Below are 24,593 nucleotides of genomic sequence, written 5' to 3'. Positions count from 1 at the left end.
GCTAGGCTTGCGTCCGTGGTCACACGGCTCTCGCATCTGTTCCTCCGTACGCTCCGCGACGACCCCTCCGACGCCGAGGTGACGAGCCACAAGCTGCTCGTCCGCGCCGGGTACGTCCGTCGCCAGTCGCCCGGTGTCTTCGCCTGGCTGCCGCTCGGACTGCGTGTCCGGCGGCGCATCGAGGAGATCGTCCGCGCCGAGATGATCGCCGCCGGTGCGCAGGAGGTCCTGCTCCCCGCGCTCCTGCCGCGCGAGCCGTACGAGGCCACGGGTCGCTGGACCGAGTACGGCGACGGCATGTTCCGCCTGCAGGACCGCAAGGGCGCGGACCACCTGCTCGCGCCGACCCACGAGGAGATGTTCGCGCTCCTCGTCAAGGACCTGTACGGCTCGTACAAGGACCTCCCGGTGACGCTGTTCCAGATCCAGGACAAGTACCGCGACGAGGCCCGCCCCCGTGCCGGTCTGCTCCGTGGCCGCGAGTTCACGATGAAGGACGCCTACTCGTTCGACCTCACCGACGAGGGGCTCGAGCGCAGCTACCAGGTGATGCGCGACGCGTACGAGCGCATCTTCACCCGTCTCGGCCTCGAGTACGTCGTCGTCAAGGCGGACGCCGGTGCGATGGGCGGCTCGAAGTCGGAGGAGTTCCTGCACCCCATCGGCGTCGGCGAGGACACCTTCGTCCGCAGTGCCGGCGGCTACGCGGCGAACGTCGAGGCGTACGTCACCCCGGTGCCCGACGCCCTGCCGATCGAGGGCCAGCCGGAGCCCGTGACGCTGCCGTCCGCGGACACCCCGACGATCGACACGCTCGTCGCCCACGCGAACGCCGTCGCGCCGCGCGAGGGGGCACCGTGGACCGCGGCCGACACCCTCAAGAACGTCGTGCTCGCCCTCACGCACCTCGACGGCGCCCGCGAGGTCGTGGTCGTCGGCCTGCCCGGTGACCGCGACGTCGACCTCAAGCGCGCCGAGGTCGCCTTCGCGCCCGCGGACGTCGAGCCGGCCGGCGACGACGACTTCCGGAAGCACCCGGGCGTCTTCGTGAAGGGCTACATCGGACCGCAGGTCCTCGGCGCGGACAGCCCCTCCGGCATCCGGTACTTCGTCGACCCCCGTGTCGTCGACGGCACCGCGTGGATCACGGGTGCGAACGAGCGCGGCGTGCACGTCTCGGGCCTCGTGATGGGCCGCGACTTCACCGCGGACGGCGTCGCCGAGGTGTCCGACGTCCGGGCCGGCGACCCGGCCCCGGACGGCTCCGGACCGCTCGAGACCGCGCGCGGCATGGAGATCGGCCACGTGTTCCAGCTCGGTCGCAAGTACGCCGAGGCGCTCGACCTCAAGGTCCAGGACGAGAACGGCAAGCTCGCGACGGTCACGATGGGCTCGTACGGCATCGGCGTGACCCGCATCATGGCGATCCTGGCCGAGGCGCACAACGACGAGAAGGGGCTGGCCTGGCCCAAGGAGGTCGCCCCGTTCGACGTCCACGTCGTCGCCACGGGCAAGGACCAGACGGCGTACGACCTGGCGACGTCGCTCATCACGTCGCTCGAGGCCGAGCGTTACGACGTCGTGTACGACGACCGTCCGAAGGTGTCGCCCGGCGTGAAGCTCCGCGACGCCGAGCTGCTCGGCGTCCCCGTCGTGGTCGTCGCCGGTCGGAACGCCGCCGACGGCGTCGTCGAGCTCTGGGACCGCCGGTCCGGCGAGCGTCGCGACGTCCCGGTCGCGGACCTCCTCGAGGCGGTCCGCGCGATCCAGTAGCACCCGTCGCCGGTCACGGACGACGCGACCAGGGCGGCTGCCCGCAGCGGGATCCCGCTGCCGGGCAGCCGCCCTCGTCACGTTGCGTGGGTGGGCGCGGACCGCGGGGCGGACGGGAGGCCCGTGGCGGGCCCGCCACGGGCCTCCCGTCCGGAACTGGGGTACGCTGATCGCCGACTTCCGCGCAGATCCACCCCGCGGAGGCGACTCAGCTGAACACGGAGGCACCTCGGTGAAGATCGACCTCGCAGTCCTGCGACTCATGGAACGCGAGCGGGAGATCCCGTTCGACGAACTCGTCCAGATCATCGAATCCGCCATCCTGACGGCGTACCAGAAGCACTCCGCCGAGAACGGCGAGCCCGCGGATGCGCAGTCGCGCGTCGAGCTCGACCGCAAGAGCGGCGAGGTCTCGGTCTACGTGCCGGAGCGCGACGAGGAGGGCACCGTCGTCGGCGAGGCCGTCGACCAGCCCAGCGACTTCGGGCGCATCGCCGCCTTCGCCGCGAAGCAGGTCATCAACCAGCGGCTCCGCGACATCGGTGACGACAAGATCCTCGGCCAGTTCCGCGGCAAGGAGGGCGACATCGTCGCCGGCATCATCCAGCAGGGACCGAACCCGAAGATGGTGCACGTCGACCTCGGCACGGTCGAGGCGATCCTGCCGCCCGAAGAGCAGGTCCCGGGCGAGGAGTACAAGCACGGGCAGCGCATCCGCGTGTACGTGACGAGCGTCGGTCGCGGCCCCAAGGGTCCGCAGATCATCGTGTCGCGCACCCACCCCGGTCTCGTCCGCAAGCTGTTCGCCCTCGAGGTCCCGGAGATCGCGTCCGGCGTCGTCGAGATCACCTCGATCGCCCGCGAGGCCGGCCACCGCACCAAGCTCGCGGTGAAGGCGAACGAGCAGGGCGTCAACGCCAAGGGTGCCTGCATCGGTGAGCTCGGTGCCCGCGTGCGGGCCGTCACGACGGAGCTCGGCGCCGAGAAGATCGACATCGTCGACTGGTCGTCCGACCTGTCGTCGTTCGTCGCGAGCGCACTGTCGCCGGCCAAGGTGACCAGTGCCTTCGTGCTCGACGCCTCGACGAAGGCCGTCCGTGCGCTCGTCCCGGACTACCAGCTGTCGCTCGCGATCGGCAAGGAGGGGCAGAACGCCCGTCTCGCCGCGAAGCTCACGGGTGCCCGCATCGACATCCAGCCGGACAGCATCCTGGACGGCGAGGACTAGGGACCAGCACGGTGGACCGGCTGCCCGACCCCCGGTCGGCGGCCGGTCTTCGCTCGTGGCGTGACCGGATCGGGCGCGCCGGATCGCGGTCGTCCGAGGCAAGGAGTAAGGTGGTACCCGTCAGAACGTGCATCGGCAGTCGTCGCCGTGCTCCCCGATCCTCCCTCCTCCGTGTCGTCGCCCTGCGTGACGGTCGCGTCGTGGCGGATCCGAAGGCAGTCATGCCGGGCAGGGGAGCGTGGCTCACCCCGACCGTCGATGCCTACGAGCTGGCCGTCAAGCGCCGGGCCTTCCGCCGGGCGCTCCGGCTGGATCGCGAACCCGACACGTCCGCAGTGCTCGACCATCTGCTCAGCCTCACAGCTGCGCGGTCGGACGGACACGAGGACACGACAGAACAGGCTGAACGGCTTATGGACAACTGATGAGCGGCTCGAAATGAGACCCGTCATCCAGTGAGTCCTGCCCCCTTCGCGGGGTGGGACCCGTGAAGGAGAACAGTGGCGAAACCACGCGTACACGAGATCGCATCCGAACTCGGTGTCGACAGCAAGACCGCAATGGAGAAGCTCAAGGAACTCGGCGAGTTCGTCAAGGGCCCGAGCTCCAGCGTTGAACCCCCCGTCGCGCGCAAGCTCCGTGCTGCGCTGCAGGCTGCTGGCGCCTCGGCGTCCGCCCCGGCAGCGTCCGCATCGACGAGCGCGCCCGCCAAGAGCGCCGCGCCGAAGTCGAGCGCGCCGAAGCCCGGCGGTCCCCGCCCGGGTCCGGCACGTCCGGCCGCCGCCGAGCCCGAGCCCGAGGCCCAGACGCCGGCTCCCGCCTCGGACGCTCCGGTGCCCGCTGCGCCGAAGTCCGTCGCCCAGCGACAGGCCGAGGCCGAGGCTGCCCGCAAGGCCGCTGCCGCCGAGAAGGCCGCAGCAGCCGAGCAGTCGACCGAGCAGGGCTCCGCCGACTCCGGCGAGCCGAAGAGCGACGCCGTCAAGCCCGGTGGCGCCCCGAAGCCCGGGTCGGCCGCCGGCCCGAAGCCGGGTGGCCCGAAGCCGGGCGCACGTCCCGGCAACAACCCGTACGCGTCGAGCCAGGGCATGGGCTCGCGCCCGCCGCGTCCGGGCAACAACCCGTACTCGTCCAACCAGGGCATGGGGCAGCGTCCCGCTGCCGGTGCCGGTGGTGGGAACGGCATCCCGCGTCCGGCCCCGCCGCGTCCGGGCGTGCCCCGTCCGGGTGCTCCGCGTCCGGGTGGCCCCGGTCAGGCGAACCGTCCCAACGGCTTCGGGCAGCGCCCGGGCCAGGGTGGCGGCCGTGGTGGCCCCGGCGGTCGTCCGGGTGCACCGGGTGCCGGTGGCGGCTTCCCGCGTCCGGCCTTCAGCGGCCCGCGTCCCGCCGGTGGCGGTGGCCGTGGTCGTGGCCCCGGCGGTGGTACCGCAGGTGCGTTCGGTCGCGGTGGCGGCAAGAGCCGTGCCCGCAAGTCGAAGCGGACGAAGCGCGCCGAGTACGAGATGCGGCAGGCGCCGTCGCTCGGCGGTGTGCAGGTCCCTCGTGGCGACGGCAACACGGTCGTCCGTCTGCGTCGCGGTGCGAGCATCTCGGACTTCGCGGACAAGATCGACGCCATGCCCGGCAACCTCGTGACGGTGCTGTTCCACCTCGGTGAGATGGCGACCGCCACGGAGTCGCTCGACGAGGCGACGTTCGAGGTCCTCGGCGAGGAGCTGGGCTACAAGATCCAGATCGTCTCGCCCGAGGACGAGGACCGCGAGCTCCTCGAGGGCTTCGACATCGACCTCGATGCCGAGCTCGAGGACGAGGACGACGACGTGCTGCAGCAGCGCCCGCCGGTCGTCACCGTCATGGGTCACGTCGACCACGGCAAGACCCGCCTCCTCGACGCGATCCGCAACTCGAAGGTCGTCGAGGGCGAGGCCGGTGGCATCACCCAGCACATCGGTGCGTACCAGATCACGACCGAGCACGAGGGCATCGAGCGCCCGATCACCTTCATCGACACCCCGGGTCACGAGGCGTTCACCGCCATGCGTGCCCGTGGTGCGCAGGTGACGGACATCGCGATCCTCGTGGTCGCGGCGGACGACGGCATCATGCCCCAGACGATCGAGGCACTGAACCACGCGCAGTCGGCCGGTGTGCCGATCGTGGTCGCGGTGAACAAGATCGACAAGGAGGGTGCGAACCCCGCCAAGGTGCGTCAGCAGCTCACCGAGTACAACCTGGTGGCCGAGGAGTACGGCGGCGACGTCATGTTCGTCGACGTGTCGGCGCGCAACAACGTCGGCATCCAGGACCTCCTGGACGCCGTGCTGCTCACCGCCGACGCCGGGCTCGACCTGCGTGCGAACCCCGACAAGGACGCCCGCGGTGTGGCGATCGAGGCGCGACTCGACAAGGGTCGTGGTTCGGTTGCGACCGTGCTCATCCAGTCCGGAACGCTGCACGTCGGCGACGCGATCGTCGCGGGTACGGCCTACGGCCGCGTCCGTGCGATGACGGACGAGAACGGCGACCCGGTCAAGGCCGCGACGCCGAGCCGCCCGGTCCAGGTGCAGGGTCTGTCGTCGGTGCCCCGCGCCGGTGACACGTTCCTCGTCACCGAGGAGGACCGTACGGCCCGTCAGATCGCCGAGAAGCGTGAAGCCGCCGAGCGCAACGCCCAGCTGGCCAAGGCCCGCAAGCGCATCTCGCTCGAGGACTTCACCCGTGCGCTCGAAGAGGGCAAGGTCGACTCGCTCAACCTCATCATCAAGGGTGACGTCTCCGGTGCCGTCGAGGCACTCGAGCAGTCGCTCCTGGACATCGAGGTCGACGACAGCGTCCAGCTCCGGATCCTGCACCGCGGCGTCGGTGCGATCACGGAGTCGGACATCGACCTGGCCACGATCGACAACGCGATCGTCGTCGGCTTCAACGTCCGTCCGGACGTCAAGGCCCGCGAGCGTGCAGCCCGCGAGGGCATCGACGTGCGCTTCTACTCGGTCATCTACAACGCACTCGAGGACATCGAGCAGTCCCTCAAGGGCATGCTCAAGCCCGAGTACGAAGAGGTCCAGTCGGGTGTCGCCGAGATCCGCGAGGTGTTCCGCTCCTCGAAGTTCGGCAACATCGCCGGTGTCATCGTCCGCTCCGGCACGATCACGCGCAACGCCAAGGCGCGCGTCATCCGTGACGGTGTGGTGCTCGCCGACGGCCTCGCGATCGAGTCGCTGCGTCGCTTCAAGGACGACGTCACCGAGGTCCGCACGGACTTCGAGGCCGGTATCGGTCTGGGCAAGTACAACGACATCCAGATCGGTGACGAGATCGAGACCACCGAGCTCGTCGAGAAGCCGCGCGACTGATCGTGTGACTACTCTGGGCCCCGGCCTCCTTCACGGGAGGCCGGGGCCCGACCCCGTTCCGGGGCCATCCGCCCCGGGACACGAACCAGGAACACCGTGCGGGACGCGTCCCGCCACTGCCCCAGGAGGCACCCATGGCCGATCCGCAGCGCGCACGCAAGATGGCGGACCGCATCAAGGAAGTCGTCGCCCGACGACTCGACAAGGGGCTGCGCGACCCGCGCCTCGGATTCGTGACGATCACGGACGTCCGGGTGACGGGCGACCTGCAGCACGCCTCGATCTTCTACACCGTGTACGGCTCCGACGAGGAGCGCGCCGACTCGGCCGCGGCGCTCAAGGCGGCGACCGGCATGCTCCGCTCGGAGGTCGGCAAGAACATCACCGCGCGGCTGACCCCGTCGCTCGAGTTCATCGCCGACGCCCTGCCGGAGACCTCCGCGCACATGGAGGACCTGCTCGTGCAGGCGCAGGTCCGCGATGCGCAGGTCAAGGCTGCGGCCGCCGGCGCGCAGTACGCCGGCGACGCCGACCCGTACAAGCACGACGAGGACGACGACGAGGACGAGACCGACCGGGCGTAGTCCTCACGCAGACGGGAGCGTGTACCCGCGTGCATCGTCACCGACGGCCAGACCGTCGCGGACGAGCGAGGCGAGGGCACGCTCCCGTTGTGCGTCGTCGGGCCACACCAGGTCGATCTCCGACCGGGTCACGGGGACGTCGCTCGACCGCAGCTCGGCCATGAGCAGCCCGCGCACCTGACGGTCGCTGCCGGCGAACCTCGCCTGCTTCGGCGCCCGCGGGCCGTCGTGCTCCGGGTACCCGGCGGCACGCCACGCGCAGCGGTCCGCGATCGGGCAGGCGTCGCACGCGGGGGAGCGGGCCACGCACACGAGCGCGCCGAGCTCCATCACGGCGGCGTTGGTCGCGGCGGCGGCGTCCCGGTCGGCGGGCAGCACGGACTCCATGAGCGGCAGGTCCTGCTTCGCCTTCGCGGGCCCCGGTTCGCCCTGTCCGAGCAGGGCACGTGCGAGCACGCGTCGCACGTTGACGTCGACCACCGGGTGCCGGTCGCCGTACGCGAACACCGCGACCGCCCGGGCCGTGTAGTCGCCGATGCCCGGCAGCGCGAGCAGCGCGTCGACGTCGCGCGGGACGACGTTGTCGTGCTGCTCGGCGATCGCGGTCGCCGCCGCGTGCAGCGCGAGCGCGCGTCTCGGGTAGCCGAGCCGGTCCCAGGCACGCACCGCCTCCGCCGGAGGCGACGCCGCGAGGTCCGCAGGGGTCGGCCACCGGGTGAGCCACGCCTCCAGTCGGGGGACCACGCGCGCGACCTGCGTCTGCTGCAGCATGACCTCGCTCACCAGCGTGCCCCACGCGGGGAAGCCGGGGTGGCGCCAGGGCAGGTCCCGCGCCTCGGCGCGGAACCAGGCGACCAGCGGGGTCGCGATGTCGGGGTGGATCGCGGCCGACGGGTCGTCCACGGGTGAGCGGGTGACGTCCGGTGGGCCGTCCACAGGGGGACGGGAGGCTCCGCGCGCGTTCACCACGACAGCCTACGGTGGGTGCATGGCACGCTGGGCACCGCAGGAGACCGACACGTACGCCGAGATCGCGGGCGAGGTGATCGCACAGGTCGGGACCAACCGCGCCGTCGTCGGTGTCGACGGGCAGGACGGCGTCGACCTCGAGCGCGTGGCCGCCGGGCTGGTCGCCGGGTTCGCCCGGCACGGGGTGTCCGCGATGGCGGCGGCGGCGCCCTCGAGCGACGTCGACGTGCTGCGCTCCGACGTCGTGACCCCGTTCCGCACGACCGGGGCCGGGGACGGCGTGCTCGTCGTGCACGGGCACGGCCTGCTGGCACCGGGCGCGCGCGGGCTGTGGCGCTGGTCGCTGTGGGCGGAGCAGGAGACCGGTCGGCTCGAGCGGCGGGCCGACGTCAAGATCGCGGCCTCGGCGGTGCTCGACGTCACCGACCCGGACCACCCCCGCCGCGAGTGGAACGACGCCTGCTGACGGGCGGCACCGGGGTCGCGGCGGGCGTGGCCGCTGGTAGCCTCGTCCGGTGCTCGCATCCGCGCCTGACGGCATCCTCCTCGTCGACAAACCGCAGGGCATCTCCAGCCACCGCGTCGTCTCGATCGCACGGCGGCGGCTGGGTCTGAAGAAGATCGGGCACGCGGGCACCCTCGACCCGATGGCGACGGGTCTGCTCATCCTCGGGGCCGGACCGTCCACGCGGCTCCTCACGCACCTCGTCGGGCTCGGCAAGACCTACACCGCGACCATCCGCCTCGGCGTCTCGACCGACTCGGACGACGCCGACGGCACACCGACCGCCGCCGTGGGCGTCCGGGACGCCGACGTCTCGGCGGACGCCGTCGAACGGGCCGTCGCCGCGCAGCGCGGCACCATCGACCAGGTCCCGTCGACCGTCAGTGCGATCAAGGTGGACGGTCGTCGCGCCTACGACCTGGCGCGGAAGGGCGAGGAGGTCGTCCTCCGTGCACGGACCGTGACGGTCTCGCGGTTCGAGGTGACCGGACGCGAGGAGCACACCGTCACGGTCGACGGCACCGACGTCACGGTCGTCGACCTCGACGTCGTGGTCGACTGCTCGTCGGGCACCTACGTCCGGGCCCTCGCACGCGACGTCGGGGCCGCGCTCGGCACCGGCGCCCACCTCACGGCGCTCCGGCGCACGGCGGTCGGTCCCTTCGCGGTGACCGACGCGGTCGACATCGAGGACGAGTCCGTCGACGTCACCGCGGCCCTCGCCCGTCCTGCGGACGTCGCACGACGGCTCTTCCCGGTCGTCACGCTCGACGCCGCCGAGGCGAAGGACCTGACCGACGGCAAGCGGGTCGCCGCAGAGCACCCCGATTCGGAGGCCCCGGTCGCGGCGGTCGCACGCGAGGACGACCGGCTCGTCGGACTGGTGTCCGTCCACCGTGGGCGCCTGCGCGTCATCACGAACTTCCCGGCACCGACCCCGGCCTCCGCCGCCCGCGGGACGGAGGCACGCCCGTGATCGAGTGGTTCACCTGGGTGCAGGTCGTCCTCGCCGTCGTCGTGGGGCTGTTCGCGGTCGTCGTCGGGTTCGTGGGGTGGAAGCCCGACGACTACACGGTCGGTGCGCTGGCGCTCGTCGAGCTCCTGCTCCTCGCGCAGGGCGTCGTCTCGCTCGTCCTCCCCGCGACCGGTTCGCCGCCACAGGGCAACGCGCTCGAGTTCGGGGTCTACGCGGTGTCGGTGCTGCTCGTCCCGCCGGCCGCGATCGTGTGGGCACTGATCGACCGGACGCGGTGGAGCACGGTCGTCCTCGGCGCGGGGGCGTTCACGGTCGCCGTGATGGTCTACCGGATGTACCAGATCTGGTTCGCCCTGAACTGAAGCGGACCGCGGACCGGCCCCACCGTCGGGCCCGCTGTGGGGCGTCGGCGGGCGTCCGTCGTCGGCTGTCCCCGGGCGTCGGTAGACTCGGTGCAATGGCGACCAGATCCTCCCTCGCGACCGGTGTCGGGCGCGTCCTCATCGCCGTCTACGGCATCCTCGCCCTCGCCGCGACCGGTCGCAGCGTGGTGCAGATCATCGAGAAGTTCTCCCACGCTCCCGTCGCCTACACGCTCAGCGCCCTCGCCGCGGTCGTCTACATCGTCGCGATGATCGCGCTGATCGCACCCGGCCGGGCCTGGTACCGCGTCGCCTGCGTGACGATCGGCTTCGAGATGGCCGGCGTGCTCGTCGTCGGCACGCTCTCGCTCGTCGACCGCCAGCTGTTCCCCGATGACACCGTCTGGTCCTACTACGGGCTCGGTTACGTCTTCGCCCCGCTCGTCCTGCCGATCGCCGGGCTGTGGTGGCTGCGCAAGCACCACCGTGCCGCGGTGGCCGAGCCCGCGCGGGCGTCCGTGCCGGCAGCCGGCGAGTAGGGCGCGCCGTGCAGTTCTACGACGACGTCGCGGACGTCGCCCAGGGGTTCGGCCCGAGTGCCGTCACGATCGGCAAGTTCGACGGCGTGCACGTCGGCCACCGTGCCGTCATCGCACACCTCGAGCGCGCCGCCCGCGAGCACGGCCTGGTGTCGACCGTCGTGACGTTCGACCGGCACCCCCTGAGCGTCATCGACCCGCAGCGGGTCCCGCCGTCGCTCACGAGCACCGCGCAGCGTCGCGAGCTGCTCGAGTCGATCGGTGTGGACGCCACGCTGCTCCTGCACTTCGACGACCGACTGCAGTCCCGCGAGCCCGAGGCGTTCGTGTCGGACGTCCTCGTCGACACACTGCACGCCCGGCTCGTCTTCGTCGGCAGCGACTTCCGCTTCGGTGCCCGCGGTGCCGGTGACGTCGCGCTGCTCCGGCAGCTCGGCGAGCGGCACGGCTTCCGGGTCGAGCTGATCGACGACGTCGACCTCCGCGACGACGTCCGCGCCGCCGACGAACGACGCGTGTCCTCGACCTGGATCCGCGAGCTGCTCACCGACGGCCGGGTCGCCGAGGCCGCACGGCTGCTCGGGCGCGAGCACGCGGTCCGCAGCACCGTGGTCCGCGGCAACCAGCGCGGCCGGCTCATGGGCTACCCGACCGCGAACCTCGACCCGGCATGCGAGGGCTTCGTCCCGGCCGACGGGGTGTACGCGGCGCGGGTGCTCCACGACGGGACGATCTACCCGGCCGCCGTCTCCGTCGGCAACAACCCGACGTTCGAGGGTGTGCCGGCCAAGCAGATCGAGGCGCACCTGCTCGACGTCGACATCGACCTGTACGACGAGACGATCTCGGTCCTGTTCGTCGCGTACGTCCGCGGGATGGTGGCGTTCTCGTCGATGGACGAGCTCGCGACGCAGATGCGGCAGGACGACCTCGACATCCGGCTCCTGCTCGGGATGCAGTCGTCGGCCTGAGGCTCCCGACGGTCTGAGGCTCGCGACGGTCTGAGGCTCCCGACGGTCTGAGGCTCCCGACGGTCTGAGGCTCCCGACGGACTGAGGCTCCCGACCGTCTGAGCTTCCCGGAGGCGGTCCGCAACGCAGGAGGCCCCGTGACCGATCGGTCACGGGGCCTCCTGCGTCGTCCGGGGTGGTGTCAGCCGCCCAGTGCGTCGAGCCAGATCCGGCGGGCGTCCAGGGCTTCCTGCGCGTCCTTGATCTTGCGGGCGTCACCGGTCGCACGCGCGTCGGCGAGCTCGGCCTCGAGCTTGCCGATGGCGTCCTCGAGCTGGCTCGCGAGGCCGGTCTGTCGGGCCTTGCGCTCCGGGTCGGAGGACTTCCAGTGCTGGTCCTCGAGGCTCCGCACGTGGTCCTCGACGGCGCGGAGGCGGTCCTCGATCCGGCGCACGTCACCGCGGGGGACCTTGCCGATCTCGTCCCAGCGACGCTGGATGTCGGTCAGGGTCCGGCGTGCGGCGACCCGGTCGGTCTGCTGCAGGAGCGGCTCGGCCTCGGTGAGGAGGGCCTGCTTGGCGACCAGGTTCGCGGAGAACTCCTCGTTCTCGACCGCGACCTCGGCGTGGCGCTGCTCGAACAGCACGTCGCCGGCGGCCTTGAACCGTGCCCAGAGCGCGTCGTCGTGACGCTTCCCGGCGCGTCCGGCGCGCTTCCAGTCGTCGAGCAGCTCGCGGTAGGCGGGGATCCCGTCGGCACCGCGCGACGCGAGGGCCTCGGCCTGCTGGACGAGCTCCTGCTTGCGGGTGCGGGCGTCGCGGTGCTGCGCGTCGAGCTCCGAGTAGAACGCACGGCGGTGCTGGTCGACGGTCGAGCGGGCGGCACGGAAACGCTTCCACAGCTCGTTCGCCTCGTTCTTGGGCAGACGCGGGCCGTCGTGCTGGTGCTGCTGCCAGCGTGCGAAGACGTCGTCGAGCTGCGCCGTGATCTGCTTCCACTGCGCACGGGCGGGGTCGACCGCGGCCAGCGCCTCGGCCTCCTCGACCAGTGCGGTGCGGTGCGCGAGGGCTTCGGTGAGGGCCTGCTGCGCCTGGGCAGCCTGCTCCGCGGTCAGGGAGCCGACCTGCTCGGACAGCGCCGCGACGCGGGTCTCGAGCGACTTCAGGTCGCCGACGACCCGGGCCTCGGCCACCTGGGCGCGCAGGTGCTCGACGCTCCGCGAGACGTCGTTCGCCGAGGCACCGCCCTTGGCGCGCTGCTCGGCGATCTTCACCTGGCCCTCGAGGTCGGCGTACTTGCGCGCGAAGTACGCGAGCGCTTCGTCCGGGGTGGCGTCCGGGTACTCACCGACCGCCTTCTCGGTGTCCTCGTACCGGACGTACACCGTCCCGTTCTCGTCGACCCGGCCCCAGGTCGTTGCTTCGTCAGGTCCCACAGGTCTCGCCTCGATCGTGGTAGTGCATCGCCGACGTCACCGTCGGCACGGTCAGGTCGTCAGCCTATTGCACGGACGGCCCCAGCGGCCCGCCGTGACGGGGACCTGTGGACTACTGCTCCTCGCGGATGGTCGCACCGGTGATCGTGGTGGCGACCTTCGGCTTCCCCGTGCCGTCCGCCCCGGGGTCCTGGACGCCCTTCGACGTGATCGTCGACTCGAGCGCGTCGAGACCGCTCGTGACCTTGCCGACGACCGTGTAGCCGCCGGTCGAGCCGTCGAGCGTGGTGTCGCCGTAGACGATGAAGAACTGCGTGGACTGCGAGTACGGCGAGGCCCCGCGGGCGATCGCGATGTCGCCGGTCGCGTACTTCCCGTCGGCCGGGACGTTCTCGAGCGGGCCGTACTGGAACCCGGCGTCACCGGTGCCGTCGCCGTTCGCCGACCCGCACTGCAGGAAGCGGAGGTCGGCGCCGTCAGCCAACCGGTGGCAGGTCGTCCCCGTGTAGAACTGCTTGCGGATGAGGTCGATCTCGACGCTCGCCGCCTGCGGGGCCGCCGCACCGTCGAGCTCGATGCCGAGGTCGACGGTCTTGTTCAGCGTCAGCGTGCCGGTCCAGGTGGCGCCCTTCGCGATGCGCTTGCTCGGGACGTCGCCGGTGTTGCCGGCCGCGCTCGCGGACGGTGTCGGCGTGGCGGTGGCCGACGCACTCGCGTCCGCTCCGGCCGATCGGTGCGTGCCGGCGAAGGCGAGCTGCGACCCGGTCGCGAGCGCGGCGACGAGCACCAGAACCACGATCCCGACCGTGTCGTCCCGGACACGCCGGCGTCGCTGCCGCTCGTGGAGGCCCTGACGGGCCTGGTACAGACGGAGCCGCTCGCGCGCCTCGCGGTTGTCGCGCGACTGGTTCTTCGGTGCCACGGTGCTGGTCGGACCTCTCGTCGAGTGTGCCGACGAGCGTAGCGGACGGCGCGGTGCGCCCGGCCTGGAGGCGCGCCCCCCGTCGGTGGGTCGGCCTACGATCGTCTGCATGGCAGCGGATCGATCGGGGATGCGTGCGCCCACCACGGGTGGGCGCGCGGGCCTGGCACAGGGGTCCGTCCCGCTCGCGGTGCGGATGCGCCCGACCAGCCTCGACGAGGTGGCCGGGCAACAGCACCTGCTCGGACGCGGCAGCCCGCTCGTGCAGCTCGCGTCCGGCACCCGTGAGAACCCCGGTGGGGTCTCGGTGATCCTGTGGGGTCCTCCCGGCACCGGCAAGACGACCCTGGCGCAGGCGATCGCCCGGCAGTCCGGGCGCGAGTTCGTCGAGCTCTCGGCGGTGACCGCGGGCGTCAAGGACGTGCGCGAGGTCATGGAGAAGGCCCTGACCCACCGCGACCTGTACGGATCGACGACGGTCCTGTTCCTCGACGAGATCCACCGCTTCAGCAAGGCCCAGCAGGACGCGCTGCTCCCCGGGGTCGAGAACGGGTGGGTCATCCTCATCGCAGCGACGACCGAGAACCCGTCGTTCTCGGTGATCTCGCCGCTGCTCTCCCGGTCGCTCCTGCTCACGCTCAAGCCGCTCACCGACGAGGACCTCGGCATGCTCGTCGACCGTGCCGTCGAGGACCCGCGCGGCCTCGGCGGTTCGGTCGTGCTCGGCGACGACGCCCGGGCGGCCATCGTGCGGCTCTCGTCCGGCGACGCCCGCCGCGCCCTCACGGCGCTCGAGGCCGCGGCGGCCTCGGCCACGTCGCTGCACGAGGACGACGACGCGGACGGCCCCGCGCTCGACGGGGTCGACACCGTGCCGCTGGTGGACGCCGACACGGTCGCCGCCGCGGTCGACCGTGCCCTGCTGCGCTACGACCGACAGGGCGACGAGCACTACGACGTCATCAGCGCGTTCATCAAGTCGGTGCGGGGGAGCGACGTCGACGCCGCGCTGCACTACCTGGCCCGCATGATCGAGGCGGGGGAGGACCCGCGCTTCATCGCTCGTCGCATCATCATCTCGGCGTCCGAGGACATCGGCATGGCGGACCCGCAGGCGCTGCCGATCGCGGTCGCCGCCGCGCAGGCGGTGCAGCTCATCGGCATGCCCGAGGGGCGCATCCCCCTGGCCGAGGCGGTCGTCTACCTGGCGACCGCGCCGAAGTCGAACGCCGCGTACAACGGGGTGAACGCCGCGGTGGCCGACGTCAAGGCCGGTCGCATGGGGGTCGTGCCGCCGCACCTGCGCGACGCGCACTACCCGGGGGCGAAGCGCCTCGGGCACGGCAAGGGCTACGTCTACTCGCACGACGCCGAGCACGGTGTGGCGCGTCAGCAGTACCTGCCCGACGCGCTCGACGGCACCGAGTACTACACGCCCACCGGCAACGGCTTCGAGCGCGAGCTCGGCCCGCGGCTCGAGCGGCTCCGGAAGATCACCCGCGGCGAGTAGCCACGCCGACACCGGCGTCCTGCGCCGGGCCGCGGTTGCTGCTATCGTTGACGAGCCCACGTCCCGGTCCTCGCGTGCGGCTGCGTCGAGGACAGAGTGTCCACCGGTCTCCGGTGCCACGCGGACAGGGTTCGGACTGTAGCCGTCCGATCCCACAGGCTCATCCCTCTGGATCCCGTCGTCGGGTCCGACCGCGTCCGTTCGTCGAGCGCGCGTCCGGTGCCCCTCGAGTATTCAGTTCAGACAGAGAAAAGGACCCTGTGTCTACCAAGTCACGCACCCGTAGCAAGACCCGCCTGTCGCGCGCCCTCGGCATCCCGCTGACGCCGAAGGCGGCCCGGTACCTCGAGAAGCGCCCCTACGGCCCCGGTGAGCACGGCCGCACCCGCCGTCGTGCGGACAGCGACTACGCCGTCCGCCTCCGTGAGAAGCAGCGTCTGCGCGCCCAGTACGGCATCCGCGAGAAGCAGCTCCGCATCGTCTTCGAAGAGGCCCGCAAGACGAAGGGCCTGACCGGTGAGAACCTGGTCGAGCTCCTCGAGCAGCGCCTCGACGCCCTCGTGCTCCGTGCCGGCTTCGCCCGCACCACCGCGCAGGCCCGTCAGCTGATCGTGCACCGCCACATCATGGTCGACGGCAAGCTCGTCGACCGCCCCTCCTTCCGCGTGAAGGAGGGCCAGATGATCCACGTCAAGCAGCGCTCCGAGTCCCTCGAGCCCCTCCAGGTCGCCGCCGCCGGTGGCCACCTCGAGGTCCTCCCGAAGGTCCCGGGCTACCTCGAGGTCGAGATCGAGAAGCTCCAGGCCCGCCTGGTCCGTCGCCCGAAGCGCGCCGAGGTCCCCGTGACCTGTGAAGTGCAGCTCGTCGTCGAGTACTACGCAGCTCGCTGATCACCTGATCACCCCGAACGGCGGGTCGTCCTCTCAGGAGGGCGGCCCGCCGTTCTGCGTTCCCGGGACGTCCCGCCGCTAGACTCGTCGGCGCACGCAACCGCCCGCGTGCGCGAGAGGGAGAGGCACCGTGAAGCAGCTGGTCTTCGTCGCCGTCGGCATCGTCATCGGCTTCGCCGCTGCGCACCGGATCGCCCACACGCCCGGTGGTGCCCGCTTCTTCGCCGACGTGGACGCGCGCACGAAGGCCTTCACCGGCGCCGTGGCCGACGGCTACCGCTCGCGCGAGGCCGAGCTCCGCACCGACGCCTGACCCCCGCGGGGCGACCCGCCAGCGACCGCGTCACCGCACGACCCGTGCACCGCACGACCCTCCCGCCGACCTGAATCAGGAAGCACCATGCAGACCGCAGAGATCCGCCGCCGTTGGCTCCAGTTCTTCGGTGACCGCGGCCACACCGTCGTCCCGTCCGCGTCGCTCGTCTCGGACGACCCGTCGCTCCTGTTCACCGTCGCGGGCATGGTGCCGTTCATCCCGTACCTCACCGGTCTCGTGCCGGCGCCGTACCGTCGTGCGACGAGCGTGCAGAAGTGCATCCGCACGAACGACATCGAGGAGGTCGGCAAGACCCCGCGGCACGGCACGTTCTTCCAGATGAACGGCAACTTCTCGTTCGGCGACTACTTCAAGGAGCAGGCGATCGAGTACGCCTGGGAGTTCCTGACGTCGGCGGAGTCGGACGGCGGCCTCGGGTTCGACCCCGAGGACCTCTGGGTCACGGTGTACGAGGAGGACGACGAGGCGATCGCGTTCTGGAAGCAGCACTCCACGCTGCCCGACGAGCGCATCCAGCGCCTGGGCAAGGACACGAACTACTGGTCGACCGGCCAGCCCGGCCCGGCCGGACCCTGCTCGGAGATCTTCTTCGACCGCGGACCCGAGTACGGCGTCGACGGCGGTCCGGCGACCGACGACGACCGCTACGTCGAGATCTGGAACCTCGTGTTCATGCAGTACCAGATCCAGAACGTGCGGTCGAAGATCGACTTCGACATCACCGGCGACCTGCCGAACCAGAACATCGACACCGGCATGGGCCTCGAGCGCGTCGCGTTCATCAAGCAGGGTGTCGACAACATGTACGAGACCGACCAGGTCCGCCCGGTGCTCGACCGTGCCGCGGCCGTGTCCGGTCGTCGGTACGGTGCGGTGCACGAGGACGACGTCCGCATGCGGGTCATCGCCGACCACGTCCGGTCGTCGCTCATGCTCGTCGCCGACGGCGTCACCCCGTCCAACGAGGGCCGCGGCTACATCCTCCGCCGCCTGCTCCGTCGCACGGTGCGGGCGATGCGCCTGCTCGGCGTCGAGGGCGCGACCTTCCCCGAGCTGTTCCCGGCGTCGCGCGACGCCATGCAGGACGCCTACCCCGAGGTCGCCGAGCAGTACGACCGCATCGCGCGGATCGTCTACGCCGAGGAGGAGACCTTCCTCCGCACCCTGGCGCAGGGCACCACGATCCTGGACGTCGCGGTCGAGCGCGCGAAGCAGGACGGTGCGGCGGCGATCGGCGGGGACACCGCCTTCCTGCTGCACGACACGTTCGGCTTCCCGATCGACCTGACGATGGAGATGGCCGAGGAGGCCGGGGTCCACGTCGACCGCACGGCCTTCGAGACGCTCATGTCGGAGCAGCGGTCCCGCGCGAAGGCCGACGCGAAGAGCAAGAAGACCGCCCTCGCCGACCTCAGCGTCTACAGCGCCTTCCGCGCTGCCGGCGAGACGGTCTTCCTCGGGTACGACGCGCTCGAGGCCGAGTCGGCGATCCTCGGCATCATCGTCGGCGGGGTCAGCGTCGACCGTGCGGTCGCCGGCGACATCGCCGAGGTGATCCTCGGCGAGACCTCGCTGTACGCCGAGTCCGGTGGCCAGGACGCCGACCAGGGCTCGATCGTCGGCAACGGGTTCGACCTCGAGGTGCTCGACGTGCAGCGCCCCGTCGCCGGCCTCTGGAGCCACACCGTGCAGGTCCGCTCCGGCGAGGTCGGGGTCGGGGACGCCGCGACCACGGTCGTCGATGCCGAGTACCGCCGCGGTGCGACCCAGGCGCACTCGGCCACGCACCTCGTCAACGCCGCGCTCCGCGACGTCCTCGGTCCCGAGGCGCTGCAGGCCGGCTCGTACAACAAGTCCGGCTACATGCGCCTGGACTTCTCGTGGTCGCAGCCGGTGTCCACCGCGACGCGCTCCGAGATCGAGGAGGTCGTGAACGCCGCGATCCGCTCCGACCTCGAGGTCTCGACGCGTGTGCTGCCGCTCGACGAGGCGAAGTCCCTCGGTGCGCAGGCCCTGTTCGGCGAGAAGTACGGCGCCGAGGTCCGCATGGTCGACATCGGCGGCCCGTGGTCCCGCGAGCTGTGCGGTGGCACGCACGTGGCCTCGAGCGCCCAGGTCGGGCTCGTCAACCTCGTGGGGGAGTCGAGCGTCGGTTCGACGAACCGTCGTGTCGAAGCCCTGGTCGGGCTCGAGGGCTTCCGCGACCTCGCCGCCGAGCGCACGATCGTGTCGCAGCTGTCCAGCGCGCTCAAGGCGCCGCGCAACGACCTGCCCGCGCGGGTGCAGAGCCTGATGGAGGACCTCCGGAACGCCCAGAAGCGCATCGCGGAGTTCGAGTCGGCCAACCTGCAGCAGCGCGTCCCGACCATCGCGAAGCAGGCGACCACCGTCGGCTCGACGACCGTCGTGGCGGAGGCCGTCGACGGCCTGCAGTCGGGCGACGAGCTGCGGTCCCTCGCCACGGGCGTGCGTGCACAGCTCGGCGACGCCGCGGCCGTGGTCGTGCTCGGCGCCGTGGTCAGCGGCAAGCCGGTCGTGATCGTCGCGACGAACGACGCCGCGCGCGCCGCCGGTGTCCAGGCGGGCCCGCTCGCCAAGGAGGCCGCCGGCGTCCTCGGCGGTGGTGGCGGCGGCAAGCCCGACCTCGCCCAGGGCGGCGGGACCGACGCGGCGGCACTCCCGGCCGCGCTCCGCGCCGTCACCGCGCGTCTGGCGGGCTGAGGGTGGCGATGCGGTCCGGGCGACGACTCGGCGTCGACGTCGGGCGCGCCCGGATCGGCATCGCCGTCTGCGACCGGGACGGGCTGCTCGCCACCCCGGTCGAGACCGTCCGTCGTGACGACAAGACCGACGTCGGTCGCATCCTCGCGATCGCCGACGAGTACGACGTGCTCGAGATCGTCGTCGGGCTGCCGCTGTCGATGTCCGGCGACGACACGGCCTCGACGGCCGATGCCCGCGCGTTCGCCGACCGGCTGGCACGGCACCGACCCGTCCGGCTCGTCGACGAGCGACTGTCGACCGTCACGGCGCAGCGTGGCCTGCACCAGGCGGGCCGGAACACGAAGAAGTCGCGGGCCGTGATCGACCAAGCGGCCGCTGTTATCATTCTGCAACACGCGCTCGACCACGAGCGCGCGTCCAGCGCCGCCCCAGGCGCCACGCTCCCCTGACCGGCCGGCCCGGGACGCCGCGCCGACCGTCGTACCCGGACCGACGACCCCAGGCGGAGAACCCCGACCCGAGAGACCGAGGATCTGTTGGCAGACGACCTGGACTGGAACGCGATCATCGCGCCCGGCGACGACGCCGAGGGGCGGAACCAGCCTTCCGACCGTCCGACCGACACCGTCCGACCGCGCTCACGCCGCGAGGCGCGTGCAGCCGAGGCCCGTGCCCAGCAGGAGCAGGAGCAGGAGCAGGCGCTCAGGGCTCCGCAGCAGCAGGAGCCGCAGGAGCAGCCGGTGCCGCACCAGGCGATCACGCCGGACGAGGCCGCGCCGCAGCGACGCCGCGCGCAGCAGCAGGACCGGCCCGTCTCACCCGCTGACGCTCCCGTCGCGCGTGACCACGACGAGCTGCACCCCGAGGTGCAGGCCCTCCTGACCGGCGAGGTCCCGGCCGGTGCGGCTCGCGCCGGCGGCGCGGGAGGATCCGGACGTGACGGCGGCGACGGAGCCGGCCACGGCGGTGGCGGCGCGGGAGACGACGGACGCGACGGTCGTGGCGGGCGTGGGCGAGCCTCCCGTCAGCCGCGCGGACCGCGCCCGAAGCGGCGCCGCGGTCCGCTCGTGGCGGGCATCGTGATCGTCGCGGTCGTGCTGGCGGCCGGTGGTGGCGCGTACGCCTTCGCCGCGCCCAAGATCCAGCAGGTCGTGCAGGCATTCAGCGGGTCGCAGGAGTCCGACGACTACTCCGGCTCGGGCACGAGCAAGGTGACGATCACGATCAAGCAGGGCGACATCGGCGAGGACGTCGCGAAGACCCTGCAGCGCAGCGGTGTCGTGAAGAGCTCGAAGGTGTTCTACAAGCTCCTGCTCACCTCGCCCGACGTGCAGTTCCAGCCCGGCTCGTACGAGCTGAAGAAGCAGATGAGCGCGAAGTCGGCGCTCTCGGCCCTGCAGGACACGAAGAACCGGGTCCAGGCGTCGATCGTCATCCCCGAGGGCACAGCGCTGCAGGACATCGAGGCCGGCATGGTCTCGAAGGCCGGACTGAGCAAGGACGAGGTGTCCTCGGCCGCGAAGGACGTGCAGGCGTACGGTCTGCCGGCCGGTGTGACGACCCTCGAGGGCTGGCTGTTCCCCGCGACCTACCCGATCAACCCGGGGTGGAGCGCGAAGCAGTACTTCCAGTCGATGGTCGACACCATGAAGCAGCACCTGCAGGCCGCCGGCGTCGCCGAGGCCGACCAGGAGCGCGTGGTGGTCTTCGCCTCGCTGGTGCAGAAGGAGGCCGGCCAGGCCGACGACTTCCCGAAGGTCGCGCGCGTGTTCCAGAACCGCCTCGACAAGGGGATGCTCCTGCAGTCCGACGCGACGGTGGCCTACGGGACGGGGAACACCCACACCGTCACGACCACCGACGCCGAGCGCGCGGACGCGGACAACCCGTACAACACCTACGTGCACAAGGGGCTGCCCCCGGCACCGATCTCGAACCCGGGCGACGTCGCGATCAAGGCCGTCACCCAGCCGGCCACGGGCAACTGGCTGTACTTCGTGACCGTGAACCTGGACACCGGCGAGACCGTGTTCTCGGACACGCTGGCGCAGCACGACGCGGCGGTCGCCCAGTTCCGAGCGTGGTTGCGGGCGCACCCCGAGTACCAGTAGCAGCGGGGGCGTCGCAGGCCGTCGCACGTGCACGGGCTGTGGGAGGATGGGCGGCATGCTTCGTTGGTTGACCGCTGGTGAGTCCCACGGACCCGAACTCATCGCGATGCTCGAGGGCCTGCCCGCTGGCGTCCCGGTGTCGTTCGAGTCCATCCGCACCGACCTCGCGCGACGCAAGCTCGGCTACGGCCGTGGCTCGCGCATGAAGTTCGAGCAGGACGAGCTGCACGTCTCGGGCGGCGTCCGCCACGGGTACTCCATGGGCAGCCCCATCGCGATCCGCATCGGCAACACCGAGTGGCCGAAGTGGGTCGAGGTGATGAGCCCGGAACCGATCGAGCAGACCGAGATGTCCCGTGGTCGCGGCGCACCCCTCACCCGGCCCCGCCCCGGCCACGCCGACCTCGTCGGCATGCAGAAGTACGGCTTCGACGAGGCCCGCCCGATCCTCGAGCGCGCCTCGGCCCGCGAGACCGCGGCTCGTGTCGCCCTCGGCGCCGTCGCGAAGTCCTTCCTGGCCGAGCTCGGCATCCGGTCGGTCGCGCACACCCTGCAGGTCGGTACCGTGCGCGTGCCGGACGGCACCGCGCTGCCGATGCCCGACGACGTCGACCGCCTCGACGAGGACCAGCTGCGCTGCGCCGACCCCGAGACGTCGGCACGCATGGTCACCGAGGTCGAGGCCGCGAAGAAGGACGGCGACACGCTCGGCGGCGTCGTCGAGGTGCTGTTCTACGGGGTCCCGCCGGGCCTCGGCTCGCACGTGCAGTGGGACCGTCGGCTCGACGCTCGGCTCGCCGCGGCGATCATGGGCATCCAGGCCATCAAGGGCGTCGAGGTCGGCGACGGCTTCGCGACCGCCGGTCGTCGCGGTTCGGCCGCGCACGACGAGCTGTACCGCGAGGACGGCGAGATCATCCGGACGAGCGACCGCGCCGGCGGGACCGAGGGCGGCATGTCCACGGGCACCGTGCTGCGGGTCCGTGCCGCGATGAAGCCGATCGCCACCATCCCGCACGCGCTGCACACCATCGACACCACCACGGGTGAGGACGCCGCAGCGCACCACCAGCGCAGCGACGTCTGCGCCGTGCCGGCCTCCGGCGTCGTCGCCGAGGCGATGGTCGCGCTCGTGCTCGCCGACGCCGTGCTCGAGAAGTTCGGCGGCGACAGCCTGGCCGAGACCAAGCGCAACCTGGAGGGGTACCTGGCCGCGATCCCGGAGACGCTGCGCTCCCGGCGCACCGAGACCACCGAGCCGACCGCCGCCCGGTGACCGGGACGGGACCGGCGCAGGCGGCCACCGCGGGCAGCACCGCGCCGGTCGTGGTCATCGGACCGATGGGCGCCGGCAAGTCCAGCGTCGGCAAGCGCGTCGCGAAGGCGCTCGGGGTGTCCTTCACCGACACCGACCGTGCGATCGTCCGCGAGCACGGTCCGATCCCCGGCATCTTCGCCGACCGCGGTGAGGCGGCGTTCCGCGAGCTCGAGGCCGAGGCCGTGCGCGCCGCGGTCACGCGCGGCGGCGTCGTCGCCGTCGGCGGGGGAGCGGTCACGCACGCGGCGACCCGCGAGGCGATGGCCGGCGCGCGGATCGTCCTGCTGACCGTCTCGCCCGAGGCCGTCGCCGACCGCATCGCCGGCAGCGACCGGCCGCTGCTGGCGGACGGCGGCATCGACGCGTGGCAGACCATCCTGGACGCACGCGCGGCGACGTACGCCGAACTCGCGCACGCGACCTTCGACACCTCGCGGCGGCCGATGTCGCACGTCGTTGACGAGGTCGTCGCGTGGGTGCGGGGAAGCACACCGCCCGACCCCCGCACGCCGGCCGGTACGAGCACCCCGGCCGACACGAACACGCCGACCAGTGCGAGCACGCCGACCGGCACGAGCACGCCGACCGACACGAGCCCCGGAGCGGGGCGTCGCACCACCACCGGAGGGACCCCGTGAACCAGTCGACCCCGAGCACCCACCTGCCGGAGGGCACCACCGAGATCCGTGTCGGCGGCGAGGGCGGCTACGTCGTCGTGGTCGGGAACGGGCTGCTCGGCGCCGTCCCGGCACTGCTCGGGCCGCGGGTCGCGAAGGTGCTGATCGTGCACGCGCCGACGCTCGGCGCCCGCGCGAACGAACTCCGCGCGCTGCTGGCGGACGCCGGGCTCGAGGCGCTCATCGCCGAGGTGCCCGACGCCGAGGGCGCGAAGCGCGTCGAGGTCGCCGCATTCTGCTGGCAGGTGATGGGGCAGGCCGACTTCACCCGGACCGACGCCGTCATCGGGCTCGGCGGGGGCGCGGTGACCGACCTCGCGGGCTTCGTCGCCGCGACGTGGCTCCGCGGCGTCGCGTTCCTGGCGATCCCGACGAGCGTGCTCGCGATGGTGGACGCGAGCGTCGGCGGGAAGACGGGCATCAACACCAACGAGGGCAAGAACCTCGTCGGGGTGTTCGCCGCGCCGCGTGCGGTGGTCGTCGACCTCGACCTCGCGAAGACCCTGCCGCGGAACGAGATCCTGACCGGGTTCGCCGAGATCGTGAAGGCCGGGTTCATCGCGGTGCCGGAGATCCTCGACCTGGTCGAGGCCGACGTCGCCCGGGTCACCGACCCCACCACGCCGGAGTTCCGTCGCGTGGTCGAGCTGGCGATCGAGCTCAAGGCGCAGGTGGTGTCCGACGACTTCACCGAGCAGGGCCGCCGGGAGATCCTGAACTACGGGCACACGCTCGGGCACGCCATCGAGCACGCTGAGCGGTACCAGTGGCGGCACGGCGCGGCGGTCGCCGTCGGCATGGTGTTCGCGGCCGAGCTCGCTCGGCTCACGGGGCACCTCGACGACGCCACGGTCGATCGGCACCGCTCGATCCTGGAGTCGCTCGAGCTGCCGACCACGTACGGCCTCGGCCGGTGGGAGGGACTGCTCGCGACGATGCGTCGGGACAAGAAGGCCCGGGCCGGGATGCTGCGGTTCATCATCCTCGACGGGGTCGGCAAGCCGGTCACGCTCGAGGGACCCGAGGACCACCTGCTGTTCACGGCCTACCAGGAGGTCGGGGTCTAGGCCGACGCCGCCGAAGGGGTTCAGCGGAGCGTCGGCCGTGTCCGCCGCCACCACCACTTCAGGCGCATCGACACCGTGAGCACCCCGGTGCGTTGCCACTCCCGGAACTCCTCGACCGTGGCGCCGTTCTCCCACGCCCAGTACTCGTCGTCGTCCCGGTCGGGGTCGAGGGCGTCCGGCAGCGGCTTCAGGAGAGACATCAGGAGGGCTCCTCATCGGGTGACGGTGTCTGCAACGGTGACGATGACGGCGGTTGTCGTGGCGGTCGTGGTGGTTGCGACGCGACGGCGGGGTCGCTGGCGAGGGCGCGACGCGCGAGGCGTCGGTCGGCCTTCGGCCAGGACGTTACCGTCGCCAGGTTCC

General features: G+C 71.8%; 23 protein-coding genes. 19 read left to right on the top strand and 4 right to left on the bottom strand.

The window, feature by feature from the left end:
* Positions 1-15 precede the first annotated feature (15 nt).
* The 5 genes from BEP24_RS00740 to rbfA all read left to right on the top strand — a co-directional run bounded on the left by BEP24_RS00740 (position 16) and on the right by rbfA (position 6,938).
* Positions 16-1,773: a proline--tRNA ligase gene (locus BEP24_RS00740; protein WP_065959202.1), complete on the top strand. Its 1,758-nt coding sequence runs from the start codon at positions 16-18 to the stop codon at positions 1,771-1,773.
* A gap of 232 nt (positions 1,774-2,005) precedes the next feature.
* Positions 2,006-3,001: a transcription termination factor NusA gene (nusA, locus tag BEP24_RS00735; protein ID WP_065959200.1), complete on the top strand. Its 996-nt coding sequence runs from the start codon at positions 2,006-2,008 to the stop codon at positions 2,999-3,001.
* Between the two features lie 11 nt (positions 3,002-3,012).
* Positions 3,013-3,426, top strand: coding sequence for a YlxR family protein (locus tag BEP24_RS00730; RefSeq protein ID WP_366556874.1), 414 nt, complete (start codon positions 3,013-3,015; stop codon positions 3,424-3,426).
* 75 nt (positions 3,427-3,501) lie between these two features.
* Complete coding sequence (gene infB / locus BEP24_RS00725; RefSeq protein ID WP_065959198.1) at positions 3,502-6,354, top strand: translation initiation factor IF-2; 2,853 nt, start codon at positions 3,502-3,504, stop codon at positions 6,352-6,354.
* Between the two features lie 134 nt (positions 6,355-6,488).
* Complete coding sequence (gene rbfA, locus BEP24_RS00720; RefSeq protein ID WP_065959197.1) at positions 6,489-6,938, top strand: 30S ribosome-binding factor RbfA; 450 nt, start codon at positions 6,489-6,491, stop codon at positions 6,936-6,938.
* A 3-nt stretch (positions 6,939-6,941) separates the two neighbouring features.
* Here rbfA and BEP24_RS00715 read toward each other — a convergent pair whose 3' ends face one another.
* The gene (locus BEP24_RS00715) at positions 6,942-7,820 is read right to left on the bottom strand and encodes an A/G-specific adenine glycosylase (RefSeq protein ID WP_065959324.1); all 879 of its coding nucleotides are present in this window, start codon (positions 7,818-7,820) and stop codon (positions 6,942-6,944) included.
* 106 nt (positions 7,821-7,926) lie between these two features.
* Here BEP24_RS00715 and BEP24_RS00710 point away from each other — a divergent pair, with 106 nt between their 5' ends.
* From BEP24_RS00710 to BEP24_RS00690, 5 genes are all read left to right on the top strand, one after another.
* On the top strand, positions 7,927-8,373 hold the full coding sequence (locus tag BEP24_RS00710; protein WP_065959195.1) for a hypothetical protein: 447 nt from the start codon (positions 7,927-7,929) through the stop codon (positions 8,371-8,373).
* A 49-nt stretch (positions 8,374-8,422) separates the two neighbouring features.
* On the top strand, positions 8,423-9,388 hold the full coding sequence (gene truB / locus BEP24_RS00705) for a tRNA pseudouridine(55) synthase TruB (RefSeq protein WP_065959193.1): 966 nt from the start codon (positions 8,423-8,425) through the stop codon (positions 9,386-9,388).
* Positions 9,385-9,750, top strand: coding sequence for a hypothetical protein (locus BEP24_RS00700; RefSeq protein ID WP_065959191.1), 366 nt, complete (start codon positions 9,385-9,387; stop codon positions 9,748-9,750). The genes truB and BEP24_RS00700 overlap by 4 nt, the downstream gene beginning before the upstream one ends.
* Positions 9,751-9,845: 95 nt before the next feature.
* Positions 9,846-10,289 (top strand): hypothetical protein, encoded by a 444-nt coding sequence (locus tag BEP24_RS00695; RefSeq protein ID WP_065959189.1) that lies wholly within the window; start codon positions 9,846-9,848, stop codon positions 10,287-10,289.
* Between the two features lie 8 nt (positions 10,290-10,297).
* Entirely contained in the window at positions 10,298-11,260 is a 963-nt protein-coding gene (locus tag BEP24_RS00690; RefSeq protein WP_065959188.1) for a bifunctional riboflavin kinase/FAD synthetase, read from the top strand.
* A 181-nt stretch (positions 11,261-11,441) separates the two neighbouring features.
* On the opposite strand, the gene BEP24_RS00685 is transcribed toward BEP24_RS00690, so the two are convergent.
* Together BEP24_RS00685 and BEP24_RS00680 are read right to left on the bottom strand one after the other, a co-directional pair.
* Positions 11,442-12,674: a DUF349 domain-containing protein gene (locus BEP24_RS00685; RefSeq protein WP_171898685.1), complete on the bottom strand. Its 1,233-nt coding sequence runs from the start codon at positions 12,672-12,674 to the stop codon at positions 11,442-11,444.
* 112 nt (positions 12,675-12,786) lie between these two features.
* A complete protein-coding gene (locus BEP24_RS00680) occupies positions 12,787-13,596 on the bottom strand; it encodes a peptidylprolyl isomerase (RefSeq protein ID WP_065959185.1) in 810 nt (269 codons plus the stop codon).
* A gap of 130 nt (positions 13,597-13,726) precedes the next feature.
* On the opposite strand from BEP24_RS00680, the gene BEP24_RS00675 reads away from it, so the two are divergent.
* From BEP24_RS00675 to aroB, 9 genes are all read left to right on the top strand, one after another.
* Positions 13,727-15,106 (top strand): replication-associated recombination protein A, encoded by a 1,380-nt coding sequence (locus tag BEP24_RS00675; RefSeq protein WP_083229949.1) that lies wholly within the window; start codon positions 13,727-13,729, stop codon positions 15,104-15,106.
* 260 nt (positions 15,107-15,366) lie between these two features.
* Positions 15,367-15,996 carry a 30S ribosomal protein S4 gene (gene rpsD, locus BEP24_RS00670; protein ID WP_058742120.1) on the top strand — a complete coding sequence of 210 codons (630 nt, stop codon included), beginning with the start codon at positions 15,367-15,369 and terminating at the stop codon, positions 15,994-15,996.
* Positions 15,997-16,126: 130 nt separating this feature from the next.
* Positions 16,127-16,309: a hypothetical protein gene (locus BEP24_RS00665; RefSeq protein WP_065959183.1), complete on the top strand. Its 183-nt coding sequence runs from the start codon at positions 16,127-16,129 to the stop codon at positions 16,307-16,309.
* 87 nt (positions 16,310-16,396) lie between these two features.
* Positions 16,397-19,054 carry an alanine--tRNA ligase gene (alaS, locus tag BEP24_RS00660; protein ID WP_065959178.1) on the top strand — a complete coding sequence of 886 codons (2,658 nt, stop codon included), beginning with the start codon at positions 16,397-16,399 and terminating at the stop codon, positions 19,052-19,054.
* A gap of 8 nt (positions 19,055-19,062) precedes the next feature.
* Positions 19,063-19,506: a Holliday junction resolvase RuvX gene (gene ruvX / locus BEP24_RS00655; protein WP_065959320.1), complete on the top strand. Its 444-nt coding sequence runs from the start codon at positions 19,063-19,065 to the stop codon at positions 19,504-19,506.
* An 87-nt stretch (positions 19,507-19,593) separates the two neighbouring features.
* Positions 19,594-21,168 (top strand): endolytic transglycosylase MltG, encoded by a 1,575-nt coding sequence (gene mltG, locus BEP24_RS00650; protein ID WP_253181518.1) that lies wholly within the window; start codon positions 19,594-19,596, stop codon positions 21,166-21,168.
* 55 nt (positions 21,169-21,223) lie between these two features.
* Positions 21,224-22,444: a chorismate synthase gene (aroC, locus tag BEP24_RS00645; RefSeq protein ID WP_065959318.1), complete on the top strand. Its 1,221-nt coding sequence runs from the start codon at positions 21,224-21,226 to the stop codon at positions 22,442-22,444.
* Positions 22,441-23,124, top strand: coding sequence for a shikimate kinase (locus tag BEP24_RS00640; RefSeq protein WP_366556873.1), 684 nt, complete (start codon positions 22,441-22,443; stop codon positions 23,122-23,124). The genes aroC and BEP24_RS00640 overlap by 4 nt, the downstream gene beginning before the upstream one ends.
* A 23-nt stretch (positions 23,125-23,147) precedes the next feature.
* Entirely contained in the window at positions 23,148-24,230 is a 1,083-nt protein-coding gene (gene aroB, locus BEP24_RS00635; protein WP_065959316.1) for a 3-dehydroquinate synthase, read from the top strand.
* Between the two features lie 20 nt (positions 24,231-24,250).
* On the opposite strand, the gene BEP24_RS00630 is transcribed toward aroB, so the two are convergent.
* Entirely contained in the window at positions 24,251-24,430 is a 180-nt protein-coding gene (locus tag BEP24_RS00630; protein ID WP_065959176.1) for a hypothetical protein, read from the bottom strand.
* Between the last annotated feature and the right edge of the window lie 163 nt (positions 24,431-24,593).

The organism is Curtobacterium sp. UCD-KPL2560, assembly GCF_001705035.1.
Taxonomy (GTDB): Bacteria; Actinomycetota; Actinomycetes; order Actinomycetales; family Microbacteriaceae; genus Curtobacterium.
The sequence above is the reverse complement of the archived record's forward strand: the minus strand, read 5'-3'. Positions and strand labels throughout refer to the sequence as shown.